Source organism: Bradyrhizobium sp. NBAIM08 (genome assembly GCF_020193935.1).
GTDB classification, from domain to species: domain Bacteria; phylum Pseudomonadota; class Alphaproteobacteria; order Rhizobiales; family Xanthobacteraceae; genus Bradyrhizobium; species Bradyrhizobium yuanmingense.
The window spans coordinates 363,503-382,912 of the sequence record NZ_JADYVR010000002.1; the positions used below are offsets into that span (position 1 = coordinate 363,503).

General features: G+C 64.3%; 13 protein-coding genes. 8 read left to right on the plus strand and 5 right to left on the minus strand.

Annotation, left to right across the window (positions count from 1 at the left end; translation table 11 throughout):
* Window positions 1-45 precede the first annotated feature (45 nt).
* Complete coding sequence (locus tag I6F37_RS07805; protein ID WP_225113969.1) at window positions 46-984, minus strand: GlxA family transcriptional regulator; 939 nt, start codon at window positions 982-984, stop codon at window positions 46-48.
* A 114-nt stretch (window positions 985-1,098) separates the two neighbouring features.
* On the opposite strand from I6F37_RS07805, the gene I6F37_RS07810 reads away from it, so the two are divergent.
* Entirely contained in the window at window positions 1,099-1,785 is a 687-nt protein-coding gene (locus tag I6F37_RS07810; protein WP_225113968.1) for a DJ-1/PfpI family protein, read from the plus strand.
* 422 nt (window positions 1,786-2,207) lie between these two features.
* Here I6F37_RS07810 and I6F37_RS07815 read toward each other — a convergent pair whose 3' ends face one another.
* Window positions 2,208-2,615, minus strand: coding sequence for an NADH:ubiquinone oxidoreductase subunit NDUFA12 (locus tag I6F37_RS07815; protein WP_036022873.1), 408 nt, complete (start codon window positions 2,613-2,615; stop codon window positions 2,208-2,210).
* 240 nt (window positions 2,616-2,855) lie between these two features.
* On the opposite strand from I6F37_RS07815, the gene I6F37_RS07820 reads away from it, so the two are divergent.
* The 3 genes from I6F37_RS07820 to I6F37_RS07830 all read left to right on the plus strand — a co-directional run bounded on the left by I6F37_RS07820 (window position 2,856) and on the right by I6F37_RS07830 (window position 6,485).
* Window positions 2,856-3,569, plus strand: coding sequence for a BA14K family protein (locus I6F37_RS07820; RefSeq protein ID WP_225113967.1), 714 nt, complete (start codon window positions 2,856-2,858; stop codon window positions 3,567-3,569).
* A gap of 238 nt (window positions 3,570-3,807) precedes the next feature.
* The gene (locus tag I6F37_RS07825) at window positions 3,808-4,230 is read left to right on the plus strand and encodes a response regulator (RefSeq protein WP_036022871.1); all 423 of its coding nucleotides are present in this window, start codon (window positions 3,808-3,810) and stop codon (window positions 4,228-4,230) included.
* Entirely contained in the window at window positions 4,227-6,485 is a 2,259-nt protein-coding gene (locus I6F37_RS07830) for a CHASE3 domain-containing protein (RefSeq protein WP_225150846.1), read from the plus strand. Before I6F37_RS07825 ends, I6F37_RS07830 begins: the two co-directional genes overlap by 4 nt.
* 21 nt (window positions 6,486-6,506) lie before the next feature.
* Here the strand turns inward: I6F37_RS07830 and I6F37_RS07835 are convergent, their stop codons facing one another.
* Entirely contained in the window at window positions 6,507-7,787 is a 1,281-nt protein-coding gene (locus tag I6F37_RS07835) for a malonyl-CoA decarboxylase family protein (RefSeq protein WP_225113966.1), read from the minus strand.
* A gap of 12 nt (window positions 7,788-7,799) precedes the next feature.
* The gene (mdcA, locus tag I6F37_RS07840; RefSeq protein WP_225150848.1) at window positions 7,800-9,446 is read right to left on the minus strand and encodes a malonate decarboxylase subunit alpha; all 1,647 of its coding nucleotides are present in this window, start codon (window positions 9,444-9,446) and stop codon (window positions 7,800-7,802) included.
* 81 nt (window positions 9,447-9,527) lie between these two features.
* Here mdcA and I6F37_RS07845 point away from each other — a divergent pair, with 81 nt between their 5' ends.
* The 3 genes from I6F37_RS07845 (at window position 9,528) to I6F37_RS07855 (ending at window position 13,779) form a co-directional block, all read left to right on the plus strand.
* Entirely contained in the window at window positions 9,528-10,418 is an 891-nt protein-coding gene (locus I6F37_RS07845) for a LysR substrate-binding domain-containing protein (RefSeq protein WP_225150849.1), read from the plus strand.
* Between the two features lie 581 nt (window positions 10,419-10,999).
* Entirely contained in the window at window positions 11,000-11,971 is a 972-nt protein-coding gene (locus I6F37_RS07850) for an ABC transporter substrate-binding protein (protein ID WP_109143923.1), read from the plus strand.
* Between the two features lie 8 nt (window positions 11,972-11,979).
* Window positions 11,980-13,779 (plus strand): adenylate/guanylate cyclase domain-containing protein, encoded by a 1,800-nt coding sequence (locus I6F37_RS07855; RefSeq protein WP_225150851.1) that lies wholly within the window; start codon window positions 11,980-11,982, stop codon window positions 13,777-13,779.
* Between the two features lie 19 nt (window positions 13,780-13,798).
* Here the strand turns inward: I6F37_RS07855 and I6F37_RS07860 are convergent, their stop codons facing one another.
* Window positions 13,799-14,698, minus strand: coding sequence for a DMT family transporter (locus I6F37_RS07860; RefSeq protein WP_225150853.1), 900 nt, complete (start codon window positions 14,696-14,698; stop codon window positions 13,799-13,801).
* 766 nt (window positions 14,699-15,464) lie between these two features.
* Here I6F37_RS07860 and I6F37_RS07865 point away from each other — a divergent pair.
* Complete coding sequence (locus I6F37_RS07865; protein ID WP_225150855.1) at window positions 15,465-19,235, plus strand: vitamin B12-dependent ribonucleotide reductase; 3,771 nt, start codon at window positions 15,465-15,467, stop codon at window positions 19,233-19,235.
* The last annotated feature ends 175 nt before the right edge of the window (window positions 19,236-19,410 follow it).

Consider the following 19,410-nt stretch of genomic DNA (forward strand, 5'->3'; position numbering starts at 1 on the left):
CGACTTCGCCGTTCCGCAGGGCTCGCCAAGGTCAAGAGAAACGTCCTACCCCGCCCGCGCCGCGCGCCGCAGCGCCTGCGGCGGCTGGCCATAGGCGCGGATGAAGGCACGCCGCATGCGCTCGGGGTCGCGGAAACCGGTCACCTCCGCCACGCGCTCGATCGCCTCGCGCGAGGACTGCACGCGCTCGCGCGCGACTTCGAGCCTGAGCCGCTCGATCGCCTTGGACGGCGTCGTGCCGGTCTCGGCGGCGAAGGCGCGGGCAAAATGCCGTGCACTCATGCCGGCGCGATCGGCGAGATCCTCCACGGTCAGCGGCGCATCGAGATTTTCGCGTGCCCAGGACAATAGCGTGCCGAAGCGTCCGTTCGGCGCCTTCAGCTCCAACAGCGACGAGAATTGCGACTGCCCACCGCTGCGGCGGTGATAGAGCACGAGCTGCCGCGCGGTTGCCTGCGCGATCTCCTCGCCGTGGTCCTCGGTGATCATCGCCAGCGCGAGGTCGATCCCCGCGGTGATACCTGCGGATGTCCACACATTGCCGTCGCGGGTAAAAATCTGGTCCGGCTCGAACTTCACCTTGGGAAAGCGCGCGATGAAATCGCGCGTCCGTCCCCAATGGGTGGTGGCTCTGCGACCGTCGAGAAGCCCCGCCGCGGCGAGCACGAAGGCGCCCGAGCAGACGCTCGCGACCCGCACGCCGCGCCGTGCCAGCCGCTGCACGAAGGCCCGCGTGACCTCGCAGCGCGCGGCCTCCGCGACGCCCATGCCGCCGGCGACGACGAGCGTCGTGATCGCGTTCGCGGTCTTGAAGTCGCGCGCCATCATCTCGACGCCCGACGAGCTGCGCACCAGCCCCGGCTTGGCGGCCAGCACGCGGATGGCTGGCGCCTTGCCGAGGCAGCGCGCTGCGATCTCGAACGCCGAGATCGGACCTGCCGCATCGAGCAGCTGGAAGTCCGGGAAGATCAGGATGCCGATCATGGGCCAAGCCTGGTATGTAGAGTTGGTATGTCCGAAAGCGAGGGAATTATGCCATTTCAGACAGAAGGGCACCATGCCATTCTGCCGGCGTCAAGCGCATTATCGGAGGCTCCCATGTCGTCACCGCTCCAGATCGGAATCCTGGTATTTCCGCGCGTCACCCAGCTCGATTTCACCGGCCCCTTGCAGGTGTTCGCCATGGTCCCGGACGCAAAGCTGCACCTGATCTGGAAGCGGATCGAGCCGGTGCCGAGCGATTCCGTGCTGACGCTGACGCCGACTACGACCTTTGCGGATTGCCCCCAGCTCGATGTCATCTGCGTGCCGGGCGGCCAGGGCACCAACGACCTTCTCAACGACGAGGACGTGCTCGCATTCCTGCGCAGGCAAGCGGCAGGCGCCAAGTACGTCACCTCGGTCTGCACGGGATCGCTGGCCCTCGGCGCCGCCGGCCTTCTGAAGGGCTACAGCGCCGCCACCCATTGGAGCGCAATGGAGATGCTCGCACAGTTCGGCGCGACGCCGACCAAGACACGCGTCTGCGTCGATCGCAACCGCATCACCGGCGGCGGCGTCACCGCCGGGATCGATTTCGCGCTGACGCTGGTCTCGATCATGGTCAATCGCACCATGGCCGAAGCGATCCAGCTCCAGATGGAATATAATCCAGCCCCGCCGTTCAATGCCGGATCGCCCGACACCGCGCCAGCCGAAGTGCTGGCGCTGCTGAGGGAGCGCGGCGCGCAGAACCATGCACGGCGGCTCGAGGCGGTGCAGCGCGCGGCCGAGCGGGTGGCGTAAAGGATCGGGCTTGCTCTTGTACCCCGGACGCAGCGCAGCGCTGCACGCTGCACCGCGTCCGGGACACGCGAGGCGAACAACGACAGAAAAAGGCCGCTCGGTTTCCCGAGCGGCCTTTCCTGTCTCACGGTGGCTGCACATTCACATCGGGCGATGTCGGAGCTTCCAGACCGGGGGCCTATCTCCCGATCGAGTCCTTCCTCGGCGGCCGCTGCATCTCGGGACAGTCGCGAACTGTTGCCCGAACCGAACGCGATGGTCTCCCATCTCCGTAAGATGGGATCATTGAGCCGCATCGCCCGCCTCGCGGCAACACCTGCGCAGGCGGCATCCCCGCTGTTCCCGTTGTCCACAGCGGCGCGGCGCGGATGCATGTGCATCCGCTTTGGACGATGGTGATTCGTGGGTCGGCCGAAAGGGGCTTAGCCGGGCGTCCAGGGCTGATAGTCGCCGGTCGCCTTGGGACGCCTGCCGCTGGCGAGCGTCGAGCCGGAGGGACGATAGGCCTTGGCCGTGCCGGTGAGATTCGGCTGGTGCGGCTTCTCCCACTCGCGCGGCTGATAATCGATCTCGGTCGGCGGCTTGTCGACGACGTGGTGAATCCAGCCATGCCAGGACGGTGGAATCCGGCTCGCTTCCGCGTAGCCGTTATAGATCACCCAGCGCCGCTCGAAGCCGAGCGCCGGATCGATCGCCCCGCCCCGCGTGCGGTAGTAACGGTTGCCCTGCTCGTCCTCCCCGACCAGCTCGCCATACCGCTTGGTCCAGAGCTGGGTGCCAAAGGTCTGGCCATTCCACCAGGTGAAGAACTTGAGGAAGAATTGTTTCATGCGGCAAGGGCCCTGCTTCGTGGGGTCCTGATGCCATCCGGGGGCCGAAATGTCCAGTTCGGCAGGCGCGTCGGCGCCCCCGCAAATCCGCCTGCCGCGCACGCCCCTGCCGCAAAGCCGACGCGATTCATTCATGCGCGGTACAGCGGCGGGACCTGAGGCTCCATGCGCGCGCAAACCGGCGTGATCCCAGGAACCCCCGCGCTTTCTCAGGGTTGCTTTCCGGGAAAGGAGTTTACCATGAACAGTCTGAAATTGTTGAGTGCCGCTGCGACGGTGGCGTTGGTTCTTCCCTTGGCGAGCCCGAGCTTTGCGCAGCAGAGTCGTGCCGCCGCGGTCGGAGCGGGCGGTGGTGCGGCGATCGGTGGCGGAGGTGCCGCGGTCGGTGGCGGAGGCGGCGGCTTCGGTGGCGGCGCCCGCATGGGCGGCGGCGGCGCCGCGTTCCAGGGCGGTGGCGGCGGTTTCGGGGGCGGAGCCGCGATGCGCCCGAGCGGTGGCAATTTCGCAGGCGGTGGCGCGGTCCGTCCGGGCGGTGGCAGTTTCGTCGGGGGCGCGGCAGACCGTGCCGCTATCTCGCCGAGCTTCAGTGGGACCCGTAGCGCTGCAGTTGCGGGCAACTGGCAGGGCGGCAGCGGCAATTGGCAGGGCGGCAGCGGCAACTGGAGCGGTCGTCACTGGCACGGTCGCCACCACCATCATCATCGCCACGGCGGCTTCTGGCCGGGCTTTGCGGCTGGCGCGGCGATCGGAGGCCTCGGCTCCTACGCCTATTACGGCAGCGGCTACGGCTATTACGATGATCCCTACTACTACGGCTACTATGACGAGCCGTCGGTTGCCGTAGTGCAGGATGGCGGCGGCGACGCCGCTTATTGCGCGCGGCGCTTCAAATCTTACGACCCGGCCTCGGGCACCTATCTCGGCTACGACGGCCGGCGGCATCCTTGCCCGTAAGCAGATCGCGAAGACTAGAGGCGAAAGGCGTCGCAGCAATGCGGCGCCTTTTTTGCAATCGGCGCCTTCCTCGCTCCTTTCGGCTCCATCACCCTCGCAGATAAATACAAATCGATGCAAATGGACCTTTATGCACCAAACCGTGCATATCCTGCGCGATCCAATCGCAAATTGACCGGACCCACGATTCGCGGATATCACAAATCACAGTGGGGACTTCGATCTTCTGGGAAGTGTCATGCCGCGTATTCTCGTGGTTGATGACGATCCGATGGTCGGCGCGACCATCGAGGTCCTCCTCCAACGTCAGGGCTTCGACGTCACGCTGACCGACGGCGGCGAAACAGGACTGGCTGCGCTGGAATCGCAAGCCTTCGACGTCATGCTGGTCGACATCTTCATGCCGCATATGCGCGGCTTCGAATCCATCCGCATCTTTCACGAGCGCGCCCCTGCCACGCCGCTGATCGCGATGTCAGGCTATGCCTTCGCCTCGTCCGCCTCGCCCTCTCCCGATTTTCTCCGCATGGCGCTTGAGCTCGGCGCAACGCGCTGCCTGCGCAAGCCGTTCACGCCGGAAGCGCTGCTGACCACGATCCGGGAATGCCTTGCCGGCGCGGGCGAGAGCGCGCCGCCGAAGGACCAGAAAGAAGCCCCTTGATTCCAACGCAGCGCGTCATTCTCGGTGTTGGACTTGCCATCCTCCTGATCATCACCGCGGCCTCGATCGCCCTCGACGTCAAGTCGCGGTCCGACGCGGCGTCGGTGAACCACACCGTCCAGGTGCAAAAGAAGATCTCCGATCTGCGCGTGCTGCTGCGCCGGGCCGAGAGCGCCGCGCGCGGCTACGAGCTCTATCGCAGCCAGGGCTTCAGCGACGAGTTCCAGGCGGTGCACGCCAAGCTCGCGCCGGCCCTCGCCGAGCTCAAGCGCGACGTGCGCGACACCCCCGATCAGGTCGCCCTGCTTGAGGGCACCGAGCCGCTGGCGCTGCGCCGGATCGAGATCGCCGCCACCGCGATGCGCCTGCGGGCCGCCAACGACCAGGCCGGCATTGCCGCGCTCAACAGCAAGGCCGAGGGCCGCGGCCTCATGGACACGGTGATGCGCAATCTCGACCGCCTGAGCGCGGAGGAAGAACGCCTGCTCGCCGCCCGCTCCCAGGATTCGCGCCGCACCGGCATCGTGCTGCTCGGCATCGACGTCGCCGGCGCCGTGCTGATCCTGCTCCTGGTCGCGTTGGTGATGCGCGAAAGCCGCCGCACGACCGGTGAGCTCCAGAGCTCGCTCGAGCAGACCCAAGCCGCCAAGGCGGCGCTCGAGGCGGCGGTGGCCGAACGCACCGAGCACCTCGTCGCCGCGCATGACGAATTGCGCCTGTCGGTCAACGTGCTCCAGAGCACGTTTCGCAGCATGGCGGAGGCGGTGCTGGTCATCGACGCCGAGGGCACCGTGCTGCTGTCCAATCCGGCCGCCGAGCGCATGCTGCTGCATCGCACCGGCATGAACGTCGGCAATCTGCGCGCGCTGTCCGACGTGTTTCACGGCGACGGCGTCACGCCGCTTCCGGCCGACGAGCTGCCATCGACGCGCGTGCTGCGCGGCGAGCAGTTCGAAGAGCTGGAGATGATCGTCCGCCCGCACAGCGGCAACCCGCCGCGCCATCTCATGGTCAGCGGCCGGCCGATGCGGGACGGGCAAGGCAACATTTCCGGCGCGGCGCTGGTCTATCACGATGCGACGACCTCGCGCGAGACCGAGCGGCAGTTGCACCAGTCGCAGAAGCTGGATGCGATCGGCAAGCTGACCGGCGGCGTCGCGCACGACTTCAACAACATGCTCACGGTCATCTCCGGCAACACCGAGACGCTGGTGGAGCGCCTGAAGGACCAGCCCGAGCTGCAGCGCACGGCCCGGCTGATCGACGATGCCGCCGAACGCTGCGCCGAGCTGATCCAGCACCTCTTGGCATTCGCGCGCCGGCAGCCGCTCGAGCCGCGCAACGTCGACATCAACGCCGCGATCTCGGACATCGCAAAGCTTCTGCGCCCCACCCTCGGCGAGCAGATCCAGATCGAGACTGTGCTGGAGCAGGGGCCGATGACGACGCATATCGATCCGTCCAGGCTCACCAACGCCGTGCTCAACATGGCGATCAACGCCCGCGACGCCATGCCGGGCGGCGGCAAGCTGCTGCTGGAGACCCACCGCGTCGTGCTCGACGAAGCCTATGCGCAGGCCAATGCCGACGTGGCAGCGGGCCCCTACATCATGCTCGCGGTCAGCGATACCGGCACCGGCATGCCCTCTGACGTGCAGCAGAAGGCGTTCGAGCCCTTCTTCACCACCAAGGAGGTCGGCAAGGGATCCGGCCTCGGCCTCTCCATGGTCTACGGCTTCGTCAAGCAATCCGGCGGCCACATCAAGATCTACAGCGAGGAAGGCCACGGCACCACGATCAAGCTCTACCTGCCGCCGGGCGAAGGCGCAGCGGACATCGCAACCGGCGTCACGCCGACGGCCGAAGGCGGCGCCGAGACCATTTTCGTGGTCGAGGACGATCCGCTGGTCCGCAACTTCGTCACCGCGCAGCTCCAGAGCCTTGGCTACAAGACGATCGCCGCGTCCGACGGCAAGGCGGCGCTGGACCTGATTGAGGCCGGGCAGAGCTTCGACCTGCTGTTCACCGACGTCGTCATCCCCGGCGGCATGAGCGGCCGCGAGCTCGCCGACGAGGTGGCGAGGCGCCGGCCGGGCGTGAAGGTGCTCTACACCTCCGGCTACACCGACAACGCCATCGTCCATCACGGCAAGCTCGACGACGGCGTGCTGCTGCTGACCAAGCCCTATCGGCGCAACCAGCTCGCCGAGATGATCCGCAAGGCGCTGAACGGCGGCGGGATGGCGCCGAGCTAGCGCAACGAACTTGATCGCGGCTCAGTCGGTGATGTGCAGTAGAGCATCGACATCAGGCGAACGGATGATAGTGCCGTCGCGTACAAATGCTTCGTGATTGGTCTCAATGGTGTTGTGGTCATAAAGATAGTTGACCATGATCCCGAAGGATTCTTGAATCGCACGCAGAGCGGTATTGCCGAGCCAATTGATGCGTTCGAGCCGTGCGCCGTTGCCGAGGTGAAAACGCGCCACGGGGTCGATGCGTATCGAGGGCTTCCGTGTCAGATAGCTAGCGCAGAGCCGCAGCAAGGGCACGCGCAGCTTCTCGCTCTGCGCCGGGTCATTCCACCAGCTATCGCTCTCCAGTTGCGATAACAGCGCCGCATCGGGATCACTTGCATTTGCAAGCCGATTAGCGAGCCATTGCCGAAATCCCGGTACCGGAGATAGGGTGGAAAAACGCTTCAGCTGCGGAAACTCCGACTGCAGCTCTTCAACGACCTGCTTGATCAGGAAATTGCCGAACGCCACGCCGCGCAGGCCGTCCTGACAATTGGAGATCGAGTAGAAGATCGCGGTGTCGGCGCGCGCGGCGCGCTGCTGCGCGATGGCTTCACCGTCGTCCTGCGACAACAACGGCTGCACGGCCGTGGCCAGTCCTTCCACCAAAGCAACCTCGACGAAAATCAGTGGCTCGCCTGGAAGTGCGGGATGAAAGAAGCCAAAGCAGCGCCGATCGGGTGCAAGGCGCCGGCGCAGGTCGTCCCAGCCCTTGATTTCGTGCACGGCTTCGTAGGCGATCAGCTTTTCCAGCACCGCGGCCGGTGTCTGCCAGTCGATGCGCCGCAACTCGATGAAGCCGCGGTTGAACCATGAGGCGAACAAATGCTTGAGATCCGCGTCGAGCAACTTCAGTTCGGGGTCAGTGCGCATGTATGAAGCAATTTCGCTGCGAATCGCGATCAGCGCGCTGATCCCGCCGGGTGCCATGTTGATTCGCCGCAGCACTTCCTGGCGCGGCGGTTCGGCAGCACGCGCGAGTGCGGCCGCGGCTTCTGCGGTGCCTTCGGCGAGGTAGCGCTGCGCCGCCGCGCGCAAAGCCGGACCGTGAGGATGGAATTCCGTGGCGAGATAGCGCTGAAAGCAGCGGCGATCGTTGTCGTCGAGTGCACCAAGCATCTCGCGCAATTGCCGCGCGACCAGCGCTCCTGAGGCCTGGCTGCGCTCGGAGAGCAGCGATGCTGCGAGCTGCTTCGCGCGATCGAGGGGCGGCATTGTCGTGCTGGATGGATCGTTGAAAGTTTGGCGGATTGCGGACATGACTATTCCTCCTCAAGCTTGGGCGGTGACGGCGCGGCGGAACTTGGCCGGTGGCGCGTAGAGTCCGCTCGAGGCGGCCACGAGGTCATCGATCGTCTTGGCGGCGAGCAAATCGCGCGTCGCCGTGCCGACGTCGATGCCAAGGTCTGCCGGAAACATCACGATGCCGCGACGGCGGAGGCTCTCGGTTGTGTCCGGCGATTGGCGCTTGCCAAATTCGGTGTCGCCGGCGATCGCGCGCAATGCCGCCTCGCGATCTTGCGGTGATCGGCAGCGCAACAGGTTCGCCACGGCCTTCTCGGTGATGACATGGCTCACGTCGTCGCCATAGATCATCACCGGCGGCAATGCGAAGCCGGCGGAGGCGGCCAGATCGAACGCGTCCAGACGCTCGACAAAACTGGGCGTGCCGTTTGGCTGATGGGTCTGCACCATCTGCACCACAAGCTTGCGGCCGCGTAAGAGATCGCCTGCTTCCTGACCGGCGCGAAGCCAGGTGGGGCTGTCGTGGCGACGACCGCGTGCATCCGCGCCCATGTTCGGCGCACCGCCGAAGCCTGCGATCCGGTCTTTCGTGGCCGTCGAACTGTTGCCTCGCGCGTCGATTTGCAGCGTGGCGCCAACAAACATGTCGCAGGCATATTGTCCGGCGACCTGCGCCAGTGCCCGGTTCGACCGCAGGTTGCCGTCGGCGCCGATCGGGAATATATCGGCGTGCTTTGCGACGTAGCGCTCCATACCGAGCTCGGAGCCGAAGCAATAGACGCCGTCGACGAAGCCGGCTTCGATCACCGGGATCAGGGTCGGGTGCGGGTTGAGCACGAATTGGCTCGCGATCTTGCCCTTCAGGCCCCGCCGGGCGGCAAATGTCGGGAGGATCAGCTCGATCGCCGCGGTGGCGTAACCGATGCCGTGGTTGAGCCGCCGGACCTCAAATGGCTCATAGACCGCAGCAATCGCCATCATCGCCATCAGCACGTTCTCGTCCCTTACCTTGGCGGGGTCGCGCGTGAACAGAGGCTCGATCGCGTAAGGCTTTGGGCTCGGTATGACGAAATCGACCCAGTCGCCGGGGACGTCTACTCGCGGCAACCGGTCAACGATCTCGTTGACTTGCGCCAAGACAATGCCGCCGCGAAAGGCCGCGGCTTCGGCGATGGTCGGCGTGTCTTCGGTGTTGGGACCGGTGTAGAGATTGCCGTTGCGGTCGGCCTTGTCGGCGACGATCAGCGCCACGTGCGGCGTCAGGTCCACCAACATCCGAGCATAGAGCTCGAGATAGGTATGGATTGCGCCGATCTTCACCGTGCCGCTGCCGACCAGTTCGGCGAGCTTGCGGCTCTGCGGACCTGCGAAGGCAAAATCGAGCCGATTGGCGACACCGCGCTCGAACACGGCGAGATGATCGGGCAGCGCCAGCACCGACTGCACCATGTGCAGATCGTGAATCTGCGCCGGATCCACGCTCGTCAGGGCGGCGGCAAGAAAATCGGCCTGCTTCTGATTGTCGCCCTCGATGGCAACGCGGTCGCCCGGCTCGATGATCGCTTCGAGCAACTCGGTCGCGCGCTCGGCAGGGCAGAGCTTTTCAGAGCAGATCGTGGCGGCCCGAGCTAGCCTCGCGGAGCGATCCGCTCCCGGTCGTGATGTGGCGTGCATGATGAACCTCCTTCGCTCGACGCTGTCTTCGATGCAGAAGTTAGGTGACCAGTATTGATTATAGAAACGATATTTTGTAATATGATTGATCATGAATTTGGATCAATCGGCATGCTGGAATTCGAGCTTTTGCGTTCCTTTGTTGCCGTCGCGGATTGCGGCGGCTTCCACCGCGCCGCCGAACGGCTCAATCTGACGCAGTCGACCATCAGCCAGCAGGTCAAGCGATTGGAGCTTGAAACCAAACGTCCGCTGTTCCGGCGCACGACCCGCAGCGTCGCGCTGACCGACGATGGAGAGATGCTGCTGGGTGACGCCCGTCGTCTGTTGCAACTCGAGGAGGCGGCCCGCCATCGCCTGTCAGCGCCGCGCTTGTCAGGAGCCGTGCGTCTTGGAGTGGTCGAGGAAGTCGCCGGCGGCTCGCTGCCATCGGCGCTGGGACGCTTCGCCATGTTGCACGCGAGCGTGAAGCTCGAGGTGCAGATCGGCGTTAGTGCGGAATTGATCGAGCAGTTGAACAAGGGACGACTCGACGTCGTGTTCGCTAAGCGTCCGCTCGGTACGTCGCGTGGGCGCCTGGTCTGGCGCGAACCCATGGTCTGGGCCGCCGCCGACGCGTTTGATCTGGTTCCGGGCGCGGTGCTGCCGCTGGCGCTCTATCGCGAGCGGTCAGTATCGCGTGAGGCAGCGCTCGCCGCGCTAAATGACAGCGAACTGACGTGGGAGATCATCTATACCAGCCCCAGCCTGACAGGTGTGCGCGCGGCGGCGCTCGCTGGTCTCGCCATCGCGCCGCTTCCCGCGAGCGCGGTCATTGCAGGTTTGCGCATTCTGGGATCGCAAGAGGGGCTGCCGCGCCTTCCTGACCTTGAGTTCGCAATCTATGAGAAAGCCCGGCCCGAAAAGGCCGCGGCGGCGCTGGCCGCAGCGCTTCTGGCACTTGGGCAATCGCCAGCGCGCCCGACGATTTAGCGCCATATGTTCCGTTGCGGGTCCAAACCCCAGGGTACAGATTGGTTCATCTCGCAATGATGAGGATCCGTCAGGCGGTATTGAGCGCATCGGTGTCATGATGGCTCTGGGTCACAAGCAGTGATGCTCTGGCAGATCAGAATATCTCCGCTCGTCCCTCAGGAGCGAACATTGCCTTTATGAGCCCCTAGCCCGTATGAGTACACGCGCTAGCCCGTGAGTTGCCGAAGGCGCTGCAGTCACCCAATCTATGAGGTCGTGGGCACTGGCTCAGGATGTGAGTTCCAACTGTCCTTTTGAGACGCCATAGCTAGCCCGGATCCGCGCTGGAGGTGTTCGGACACCGCGCGATGCAACGCGTAAGGCCGTTTTGGTCTTAACCGGGCCGGTCTCAAGTAAAAATCAAGCGCATCTCAAGGACAAATCGTCTCGCCAGCCCAGTCTCTGAGCATGCTCACGAGGACAAATGTCGGAGCCGGTGGCGCGACAGTCCGCTTGCGGAGCGCAACAGTCATCAGACGCACAGCTAGGATCTTGGTCTGCGGCCGGAACTGCAAGGCCCAGCCTCGACAGGTGCTCGCATGAAAAGACGAGAGTTCATCTTTTTGATTGGTGGGGGGTTGGCCTGGCCTGCGATCGCACGGGCGCAGGGCGGAGCCAAGCTGCATCGAATCTTCTGGGTCTCGACTGAGTCCGAACCGGATCCCTTCCTGGACGGCTTTCGCGATGGAATGCGCGCCCTGGGATATGTCGAAGGCAAGACCGTAACCTTCGAGACGCATTATGCCCCTGGAAATCCGCAGGCACTGCGGAAGATCGTCTCCGAGTTGCAGCGAGGGGATGTCGACCTTGTGGTCTCGAGCGGTCCGGCGACACGCGGCATGACTGCAATCACCGACATCCCAGTGCTGTTTGCATTGAGCGGCGACCCCGTCGCTTTGGGTGTGGTGAAGAGCCTTGCTCACCCCGGCACCAATTTCACCGGCAGCACATTCCTGTCGCTCGAGCTGGCAGGAAAGCGCGTTGAGCTGCTCAAGGACATTTATCCAAAGCTGCGAAAACTGGCGGTCCTGTCGAACACGGATCATCCGGGAGAGCCGCTGGAATGGCGTGCGACGTTGGAGTCGTGCCGAAATCTTGGGATAGAGGCAGCCTACGTTCCGTTCTGCGGCGCGCGCGAAATCGAGAATGGGTTGATGGCTGCCGGCAAGGTGGACGCGGATGCTCTCCTCGTGTTTCCCGATGCTGTGACGCTGGTGCATCGTGCGAAGATTGCGGAGCTTGCAATCGCGCACCGGCTGCCTTCGATGTTTGGCTGGTCTGAATATTGTGACGCTGGAGGTCTCTTGAGTTACGGCGCAAACCAGCGCACGACCTATTTTCGGCTTGCCACTTATGCCGATCGCATCCTGCGCGGTGAATATCCGTCAGACCTTCCGGTGATGCGTCCCGAGAAGTTTGAACTGGCAATCAATATGAAGACAGCCAGGCTTCTGGGTATCGAGCTGGATGTGTCGTCGATCCTGTTTCGCGCCAGCAAGGTGATCTCCTGAGCGTAGCTATGAAGGACGGTGCTGCGCAGCCCTCTTCGTGTACGATGCCTCCGCGTCGCTCGCTGTTCTGCAAGTACTTCGCGACGTTGTTTGTCGCTGCGGTCGTGCCTCTGATACTCGGCGCGGCCGTCGAGGCTTCTTTCGGTTACCGAGACCAGCGTCGCCAGATCAGCGCGGTGCTGCAGGCCGATGCTCGCGCGGCGTCCGACAGGATCGAGGCGTTCACCGATGGCATGCGAGATCAGCTGGGTTGGATGGTGCAGCTTCCCTGGTCTGCCGGAGACGATGCGCAACATAAGATCGATGCCTTGCGTCTCCTCCAGCAGGTGCCTGCAATCGTTTCGGTTTCGCTTCTGGATGAGACCGGCACCGAACGGGTCTTTGTTTCCAGGCTGCTTCTGAACAGGACCGGGCGCGGCATCGATATGTCTGCGGATCCCGCTGTTCTGGGCGCACGCGGCAACAAAGTCTGGTACGGACCGGTTCAGTACCAGCAAGATTCAGAGCCCTATATGAGGATCGCGGTTGCCGGGAGCCTGCCGGCCGCAGGGGTTGCGATCGCCGAGGTCAATCTGAAGCTGATCTGGGATGTCATCGCAGCCATTAGAATCGGCGAGACCGGCTACGCCATTGTCGTCGATGATTCCGGTCATCTGATCGCACATCCCGATATCAGCCGGGTTCTGCGCGGCCGCGCCAGCTCCGGCAGTTTTGGCCGGATCAAGCATCTCGTTGGCGCGGCGAGCGGAGCGGCGGTGATAACCGGGGAGCGAGGCAACCCGGTGGTGGCGCTATCCGTTCAGGCCGCCGATGTGGGATGGACGGTGATCGCGATGCAGCCAACCGCGGAAGCCTTTGCATCAATTCGGGCGGCCTTGTGGCGCTCGTCAATTCTCATTGCCTTTGGTGTTCTTGTCGCGCTGGCGCTCGCCTATTGGCGCGCGCACAGAATGTCCGGTCCGATCAAGCAACTGGAAGAGGGCGTGGAGCGGATCAGAACCGGACAATTCGAGCATCGCATCAAAATCTTCAGCGGTGACGAGTTGCAGCAGCTGGCGTTGCGTTTCAATGAAATGGCTTCTGAACTGGCGATCTCGCAGCAGAAATCTGCGCGGATCGAACGGCTGAAGCAGTTCCTGCCATCACAGGTCGCCGAATTGGTCGAACATTCTCACGAACTGCTCGAAGGGCAGCGACGTGAAGTGGCTGTCATTTTTGGCGACTTGCGCGGCTTCACGGCGTTCTCCACTCGCAATGAACCCGATGTCATCATGGCCGTCATGCGAGAGTACTACGAGGCCGTCGGCGCCGTGACGACTCGTCACGAGGCAACGCTCATCGGCTTTGATGGCGACGGAGTCATGCTGCTGGTCAATGCCCCGATCGCATGCGAACAGCCGGCAACTCAAGCGGTCCGCCTCGCGATCGACCTGCAAATGACGGTTCAGTCCCTTGCCGGCAAATGGTGTGACGCCGGCCACGCGATCGGCTTTGGTGTGGGCGTTGCCATGGGACCGGCAACGGTAGGAACGGTCGGTTACAACGGCCGGCTGGATTACACGGCGATGGGAGCCGTGGTGAATTTGGCCTCGCGGCTCTGTAATCTCGCCAAGGACGCGCAGATCCTGGCTGATCCCACGATCGCTGGAAGAGTGAGGGATAGCGTCCCGATGGCATCGCTCGGACAGCGGACCATCAAAGGCTACGACCAGGCTCTCGAGGTCTTTGCCGTCGCACCTGCTGACCTTCCGTCGAAACTGCCGGGCTTGGCACAACGCCGGCGAGAGAAAGAACCTCAGGACCACTGATACCCCGACCTCCGGACGGCTACCCCCGTGTCGCCAGCACCACCGCGGCTAGCGTAAACACCAGCCCCGCGATCTGCCCCGGCCCGAGCGGCTCGCCAAGCGCGACCGCCGAGGCCACGACGCCGATCACCGGCACCGCCATGGTGCCGATCGCGGCGACCGAGGCCGGCAGGCGCGCCAGTGCTGCGAACCAGCTGACATAGGCGATGCAGAACTGCCCGACGACCGAATAGACCAGCAGCCACCAGCCGAGCGGCGTCACATGCGACAAATGCGTCGTCTCGATCAGGAGGCCGACGATCGAGATCGGCAGGCAGCCGATCCCGATCTGCCAGGCTGCCGCCGCGAGCGGCGGCAGGTGAATCGGGTACTTCTTTGAGAGCACGGTGCCGAGGGCAAAGCCGAACGCACCGACCAGCACCATGATGATGCCCGGCAGCTTTTCCGTGCTGGCGGCAAGGCCGTTGCCCCCCATGATCGAGGCAAGCCCTGCGAAAGCCAGCACCAGCCCAAGCGTGCGCAAGACCGTCGGCCGCTCGCCCAGGACCGGCCAGGCGAGGATCGAGGCCCAGACCGGCATCGTATAGGCGATCAGCGCCGCCTCGCTCGCCGGCAGCCAGAGCAGTGCCAGCCCCATCAGCACCATCCAGCAGGTGACGTTGAGCGCGGCCGAGGTGAGCAGGCGCGGCCAGATCGCGCCCTCCACGTACAGGCTTTGCCGCCGGATCACCGCAAGCAGCGCCAGCAGCAGCGCGCCGAGCACACCGGTGACCCCGCGCAGTGTCAGAGGCGGCAGCTCGGCAAGTAGGAATTTCGTCACCGGCCAGTTGAAGCCCCAGCCGATCGAGGTGATCGCAAGGAACATCAGGCCGGCCGGGGCGATGCGCGGCCGCACGCCCGGCGTCGTCGAATCAAGCATGTCGGCTAGTCCGGCAAATCGGGCGGTCACCTTGGCCCGGATTCGCGGGTCCCACCACCGCTTTGGCGGGCATGCCTGCCCTAACCGTCCGTAGGGCTACGTGAGTCCTGCTGACGCAATCCCATTGCTCAAAAATATACCTGCCCTGTGAACAGCGGGATGAAGGCCCCGCGTCATCACGGCATGCAAATTTTTTCAGTTGGGAATCCCTGAGGACTCACTGATACTTGGGTCCACGACAGGCGCGGCGAAGACCCCTGTTATCCCCCGCAATCCACCATATTTAGTATTTGATTCAGGAACTCGCACTAGTTCTTGACGGGCGCAGCGGAGAGTCCTAGCTTTCGGTCCGTTCGGCGCGAGTGAGTTTGCGTCCCGCCGGCACTCCCCCAAAGGGTCTCGCAAATTTCAGCTCCGCCAGCCGGCCAAAGGCTGCGGATGAGGGCTTGTCTGCCCTCGGAATGCAGGCTCTTCGGGGCGCCAGAACGGGCCGGCAACAGGCTCGGATGGCATCGATGACGAAGTGACGTTGTGGGGCGTTGAACGCATGTCGCGCACATCCCCTTGGGGGCGGATGGGTGTGGACATGCCGGCGGGATGATCGATGCGACGCATCGAGCTCGCGCCGGGAAAAAACAGGGCCGGATCCACCGGCTGAACTGCGGTGCCCCAAGGCCGAACGGCCGAAGGCAACGCGAGATGCAATGACGACCCGGCACGCCTGAACGGAGGCGGGACCGGTCAAAGAAAAGGACGGGGCAAGACCATGCGGATTGAGCGGCGCCACACCACTGCGGGACAGTCACCTTATGCGGGTATCGAATTCCGCCTGACCACGTCGGAGATTCGTAATCCCGACGGCTCGGTCGTGTTCAAGCTTGATAACGTCGAGGTGCCGAGCGAGTGGTCGCAGGTCGCCTCCGACGTGCTGGCCCAGAAATATTTCCGCAAGGCCGGCCTTGCCGCGCGCCTGAAGAGGATAGAGGAGGAATCCGTCCCCTCCTTCCTGTGGCGCTCCGTGCCCGACACTGATGCCCTCGCCGCGCTGCCCGAGAAGGAGCGCTATGTCAGCGAGCTCAGCGCCAAGCAGGTGTTCGACCGCCTCGCCGGCTGCTGGACCTATTGGGGCTGGAAGGGCGGCTATTTCACCAGCGACGACGACGCCCAGGCCTTCTATGACGAGCTCCGCTACATGCTCGCCATGCAGATGGTCGCGCCGAACTCGCCGCAATGGTTCAACACCGGCCTGCACTGGGCCTATGGCATCGACGGCCCCGGCCAGGGCCATTATTACGTCGACCCCTTCACGGGCAAGCTGACCAAGTCCAAGTCGGCCTACGAGCATCCGCAGCCGCATGCCTGCTTCATCCAGGGCGTGGGCGACGACCTCGTCAACGAGGGCGGCATCATGGACCTCTGGGTCCGCGAAGCCCGCCTGTTCAAGTACGGCTCCGGCACCGGCTCCAACTTCTCGCGCCTGCGCGGCGAGGGCGAAAAGCTCTCCGGCGGCGGCCGCTCCTCGGGCCTGATGAGCTTCCTCAAGATCGGCGACCGCGCCGCCGGCGCGATCAAGTCGGGCGGCACCACGCGCCGCGCGGCCAAGATGGTCGTCGTCGACGTCGATCACCCCGACATCGAGACCTATATCGACTGGAAGGTGAAGGAGGAGCAAAAGGTCGCCGCCCTCGTCACGGGCTCCAAGATCAACCAGAAGCACCTCAAGGCCGTGCTGAAGGCCTGCGTGAATTGCGAAGGCTCGGGCGACGACTGCTTCGACCCCGAGAAGAACCCTGCCCTGCGCCGGGAAATCAAGCTCGCGCGCCGCAGCCTCGTGCCCGACAATTACATCAAGCGCGTCATCCAGTTCGCCAAGCAAGGCTACAAGGACATCCAGTTCGACACCTACGACACCGACTGGGATAGCGAAGCCTACCTCACCGTTTCGGGCCAGAACTCCAACAACTCGGTCTCGCTGAAGGACGACTTCCTGCGCGCGGTCGAGACCGACGGCGACTGGAATCTCAACGCCCGCACCTCGAAGAAGGTGACGAAGACTCTGAAGGCGCGCGACCTCTGGGAGAAGATCGGCTACGCCGCCTGGGCCTCGGCCGATCCCGGCCTGCACTTCAACACCACGATGAACGACTGGCACACCTGCAAGGCGTCCGGCGACATCCGCGCGTCCAATCCGTGCTCGGAATACATGTTCCTGGACGACACGGCGTGCAATCTCGCCTCGGCGAACCTGCTGACGTTCTACAACACCGACACCAAGCGCTTCGACGTCGAGGGCTATGAGCACCTCTGCCGGCTCTGGACCATCGTGCTGGAAATCTCCGTCATGATGGCGCAGTTCCCGTCGAAGGCGATCGCCGAGCTCTCCTACGAATTCCGCACGCTCGGCCTCGGCTACGCCAATATCGGCGGCCTGCTGATGACCATGGGCCTGCCCTACGACTCCAAGGAAGGCCGCGCGCTCTGCGGCGCCCTCACTGCAGTCATGACCGGCATCACCTACAAGACCTCCGCGGAAATCGCAGCTGAACTGGGCACCTTCCCCGGCTACAAGAAGAACGCCGCGCACATGCTGCGCGTGATCCGCAACCACCGCCGCGCCGCGCATGGCCAGTCCAACGGCTATGAAGCGCTCAGCGTCAACCCGGTGCCGCTCGACCTCGTCTCCTGCCCGCAAGCCGATCTCGTCAGCCATGCTCAGGCGGCCTGGGATGCGGCGCTCGAGCTCGGCGAGAAGCACGGCTATCGCAACGCCCAGACCACTGTCATCGCGCCGACCGGCACGATCGGCCTCGTCATGGATTGCGACACCACCGGCATCGAGCCCGACTTCGCGCTGGTCAAGTTCAAGAAGCTCGCCGGCGGCGGCTACTTCAAGATCATCAACCGCGCGGTCCCCGCAGCGCTGCGCGCGCTCGGCTATCGCGAGAGCGAGATCGCCGAGATCGAGGCCTACGCCGTCGGCCACGGCTCGCTGGCGAACGCCCCCGGCATCAACGTCACCACGCTGAAGGCCAAGGGCTTTACCGATGAGGCGATCGCCAAGGTCGAGAAGGCCCTGCCGACCGCGTTCGACATCAAGTTCGCCTTCAACAAGTGGACCTTTGGCGAAGACTTCATCCGCGACCAGCTCGGCATCGGCGCCGAGGCGATCGCAGCCCCCGGCTTCGACCTGCTCCAGGCCGTCGGCTTCACCAAGCGCGAGATCGAGGCGGCCAACGTCCACATCTGCGGCGCGATGACCGTGGAAGGTGCCCCGCACCTCAAGGCCGAGCACTATCCGGTGTTCGACTGCGCCAATCCCTGCGGCAAGATCGGCAAGCGCTACCTGTCGGTCGAGAGCCACATCCGCATGATGGCGGCGGCGCAGCCCTTCATCTCGGGCGCGATCTCCAAGACCATCAACATGCCGAACGACGCCACGGTGGAGGACTGCAAGTCCGCCTACATGCTGTCGTGGAAACTGGCATTGAAGGCCAACGCCCTCTATCGCGACGGCTCGAAGCTCTCACAGCCGCTCAACTCGCAGCTCATCAGCGACGATGAGGACGAGGATGATGCGGTCGAGCTGCTGCATGAAAAGCCGATGGCGGCGCGCGCCACGCATGTGGCCGAAAAGGTCGTCGAGAAGCTGGTCGAGCGCATCGTCGTGATGCGCGAGCGCGAGAAGATGCCCGATCGCCGCAAGGGCTACACCCAGAAGGCGGTCGTCGGCGGACATAAGGTGTATCTGCGCACCGGCGAATACGATGACGGCCGTCTCGGTGAGATCTTCATCGACATGCACAAGGAAGGCGCGGCGCTGCGCTCCTTCATCAACAACTTCGCCATCGCGGTGTCGCTCGGCCTGCAATACGGCGTGCCGCTCGACGAATATGTCGACGCCTTCACCTTCACCCGCTTCGAGCCGGCGGGCCCCGTGCAGGGCAACGACAGCATCAAGTACGCGACCTCGATCCTCGACTACGTCTTCCGCGAGCTCGCGGTGAGCTATCTCAGCCGCTTCGACCTCGCCCACGTCGATCCCAACGAGACGGGCTTTGACGCGCTCGGCAAGGGCGTCGAGGAAGGCAAGGAGCCGGACGAGGACGGCGGCCAGCACGCCACCAAGCTGGTCTCGCGCGGCCTCACCCGCTCGCGCACGGACAACCTCGTCGTGATGCGCGGCGGCTCGGCCGCGGTCAGCCAAGGCAACGACAGCGCGCCATCAGGCGGCAGCCGGGTCACCGCGCTGGCCGCCCACGGCGCTAGCGCCCGCGTCGGCGACGCCATCGAAGGCGCCGTCGCGCTGAAGCAGGAAGCCCAGCACGATCTGTCTCCGACGGAGAAGCTCGAGCAGCTGCAATGGAGCAAGGCCGGCACCGCCGCGACCGCAGCTCCGACCAAGGCCGAGCGCCGCGCCGAAGCCAAGGCCAAGGGCTACGAGGGCGAGATGTGCTCAGAGTGCGGCAACTTTACGCTGGTGCGGAATGGCACGTGCATGAAGTGCGATACGTGTGGAAGCACGACGGGGTGTTCGTGAGACGGCGCGAGGCATTGTCGTCTATAGCTCAGGGCGGCCGAAAGGTCGCCCTTCCTCGTTTTTCGAGTTACAGCTTATGACCTTCTGCCATCTCAATCCGTAAACAGCTTTTGGAAGCAATCTTTGAGGCAAAGATCCCGTTTCCCGGCGCAGCCAAATACCTTGCCATTGGAGC

Coding starts and splice junctions, on each gene's coding strand:
- I6F37_RS07855 (WP_225150851.1), top strand. CDS start 11,980: ATGAAGGACGGTGCTGCGCAGCCCTCTTCGTGTACGATGCCTCCGCGT.
- I6F37_RS07825 (WP_036022871.1), top strand. CDS start 3,808: ATGCCGCGTATTCTCGTGGTTGATGACGATCCGATGGTCGGCGCGACC.
- I6F37_RS07850 (WP_109143923.1), top strand. CDS start 11,000: ATGAAAAGACGAGAGTTCATCTTTTTGATTGGTGGGGGGTTGGCCTGG.
- I6F37_RS07860 (WP_225150853.1), bottom strand. CDS start 14,698: ATGCTTGATTCGACGACGCCGGGCGTGCGGCCGCGCATCGCCCCGGCC.
- I6F37_RS07845 (WP_225150849.1), top strand. CDS start 9,528: ATGATTGATCATGAATTTGGATCAATCGGCATGCTGGAATTCGAGCTT.
- I6F37_RS07865 (WP_225150855.1), top strand. CDS start 15,465: ATGCGGATTGAGCGGCGCCACACCACTGCGGGACAGTCACCTTATGCG.
- I6F37_RS07820 (WP_225113967.1), top strand. CDS start 2,856: ATGAACAGTCTGAAATTGTTGAGTGCCGCTGCGACGGTGGCGTTGGTT.
- I6F37_RS07815 (WP_036022873.1), bottom strand. CDS start 2,615: ATGAAACAATTCTTCCTCAAGTTCTTCACCTGGTGGAATGGCCAGACC.
- I6F37_RS07810 (WP_225113968.1), top strand. CDS start 1,099: ATGTCGTCACCGCTCCAGATCGGAATCCTGGTATTTCCGCGCGTCACC.
- mdcA (WP_225150848.1), bottom strand. CDS start 9,446: ATGCACGCCACATCACGACCGGGAGCGGATCGCTCCGCGAGGCTAGCT.
- I6F37_RS07835 (WP_225113966.1), bottom strand. CDS start 7,787: ATGTCCGCAATCCGCCAAACTTTCAACGATCCATCCAGCACGACAATG.
- I6F37_RS07805 (WP_225113969.1), bottom strand. CDS start 984: ATGATCGGCATCCTGATCTTCCCGGACTTCCAGCTGCTCGATGCGGCA.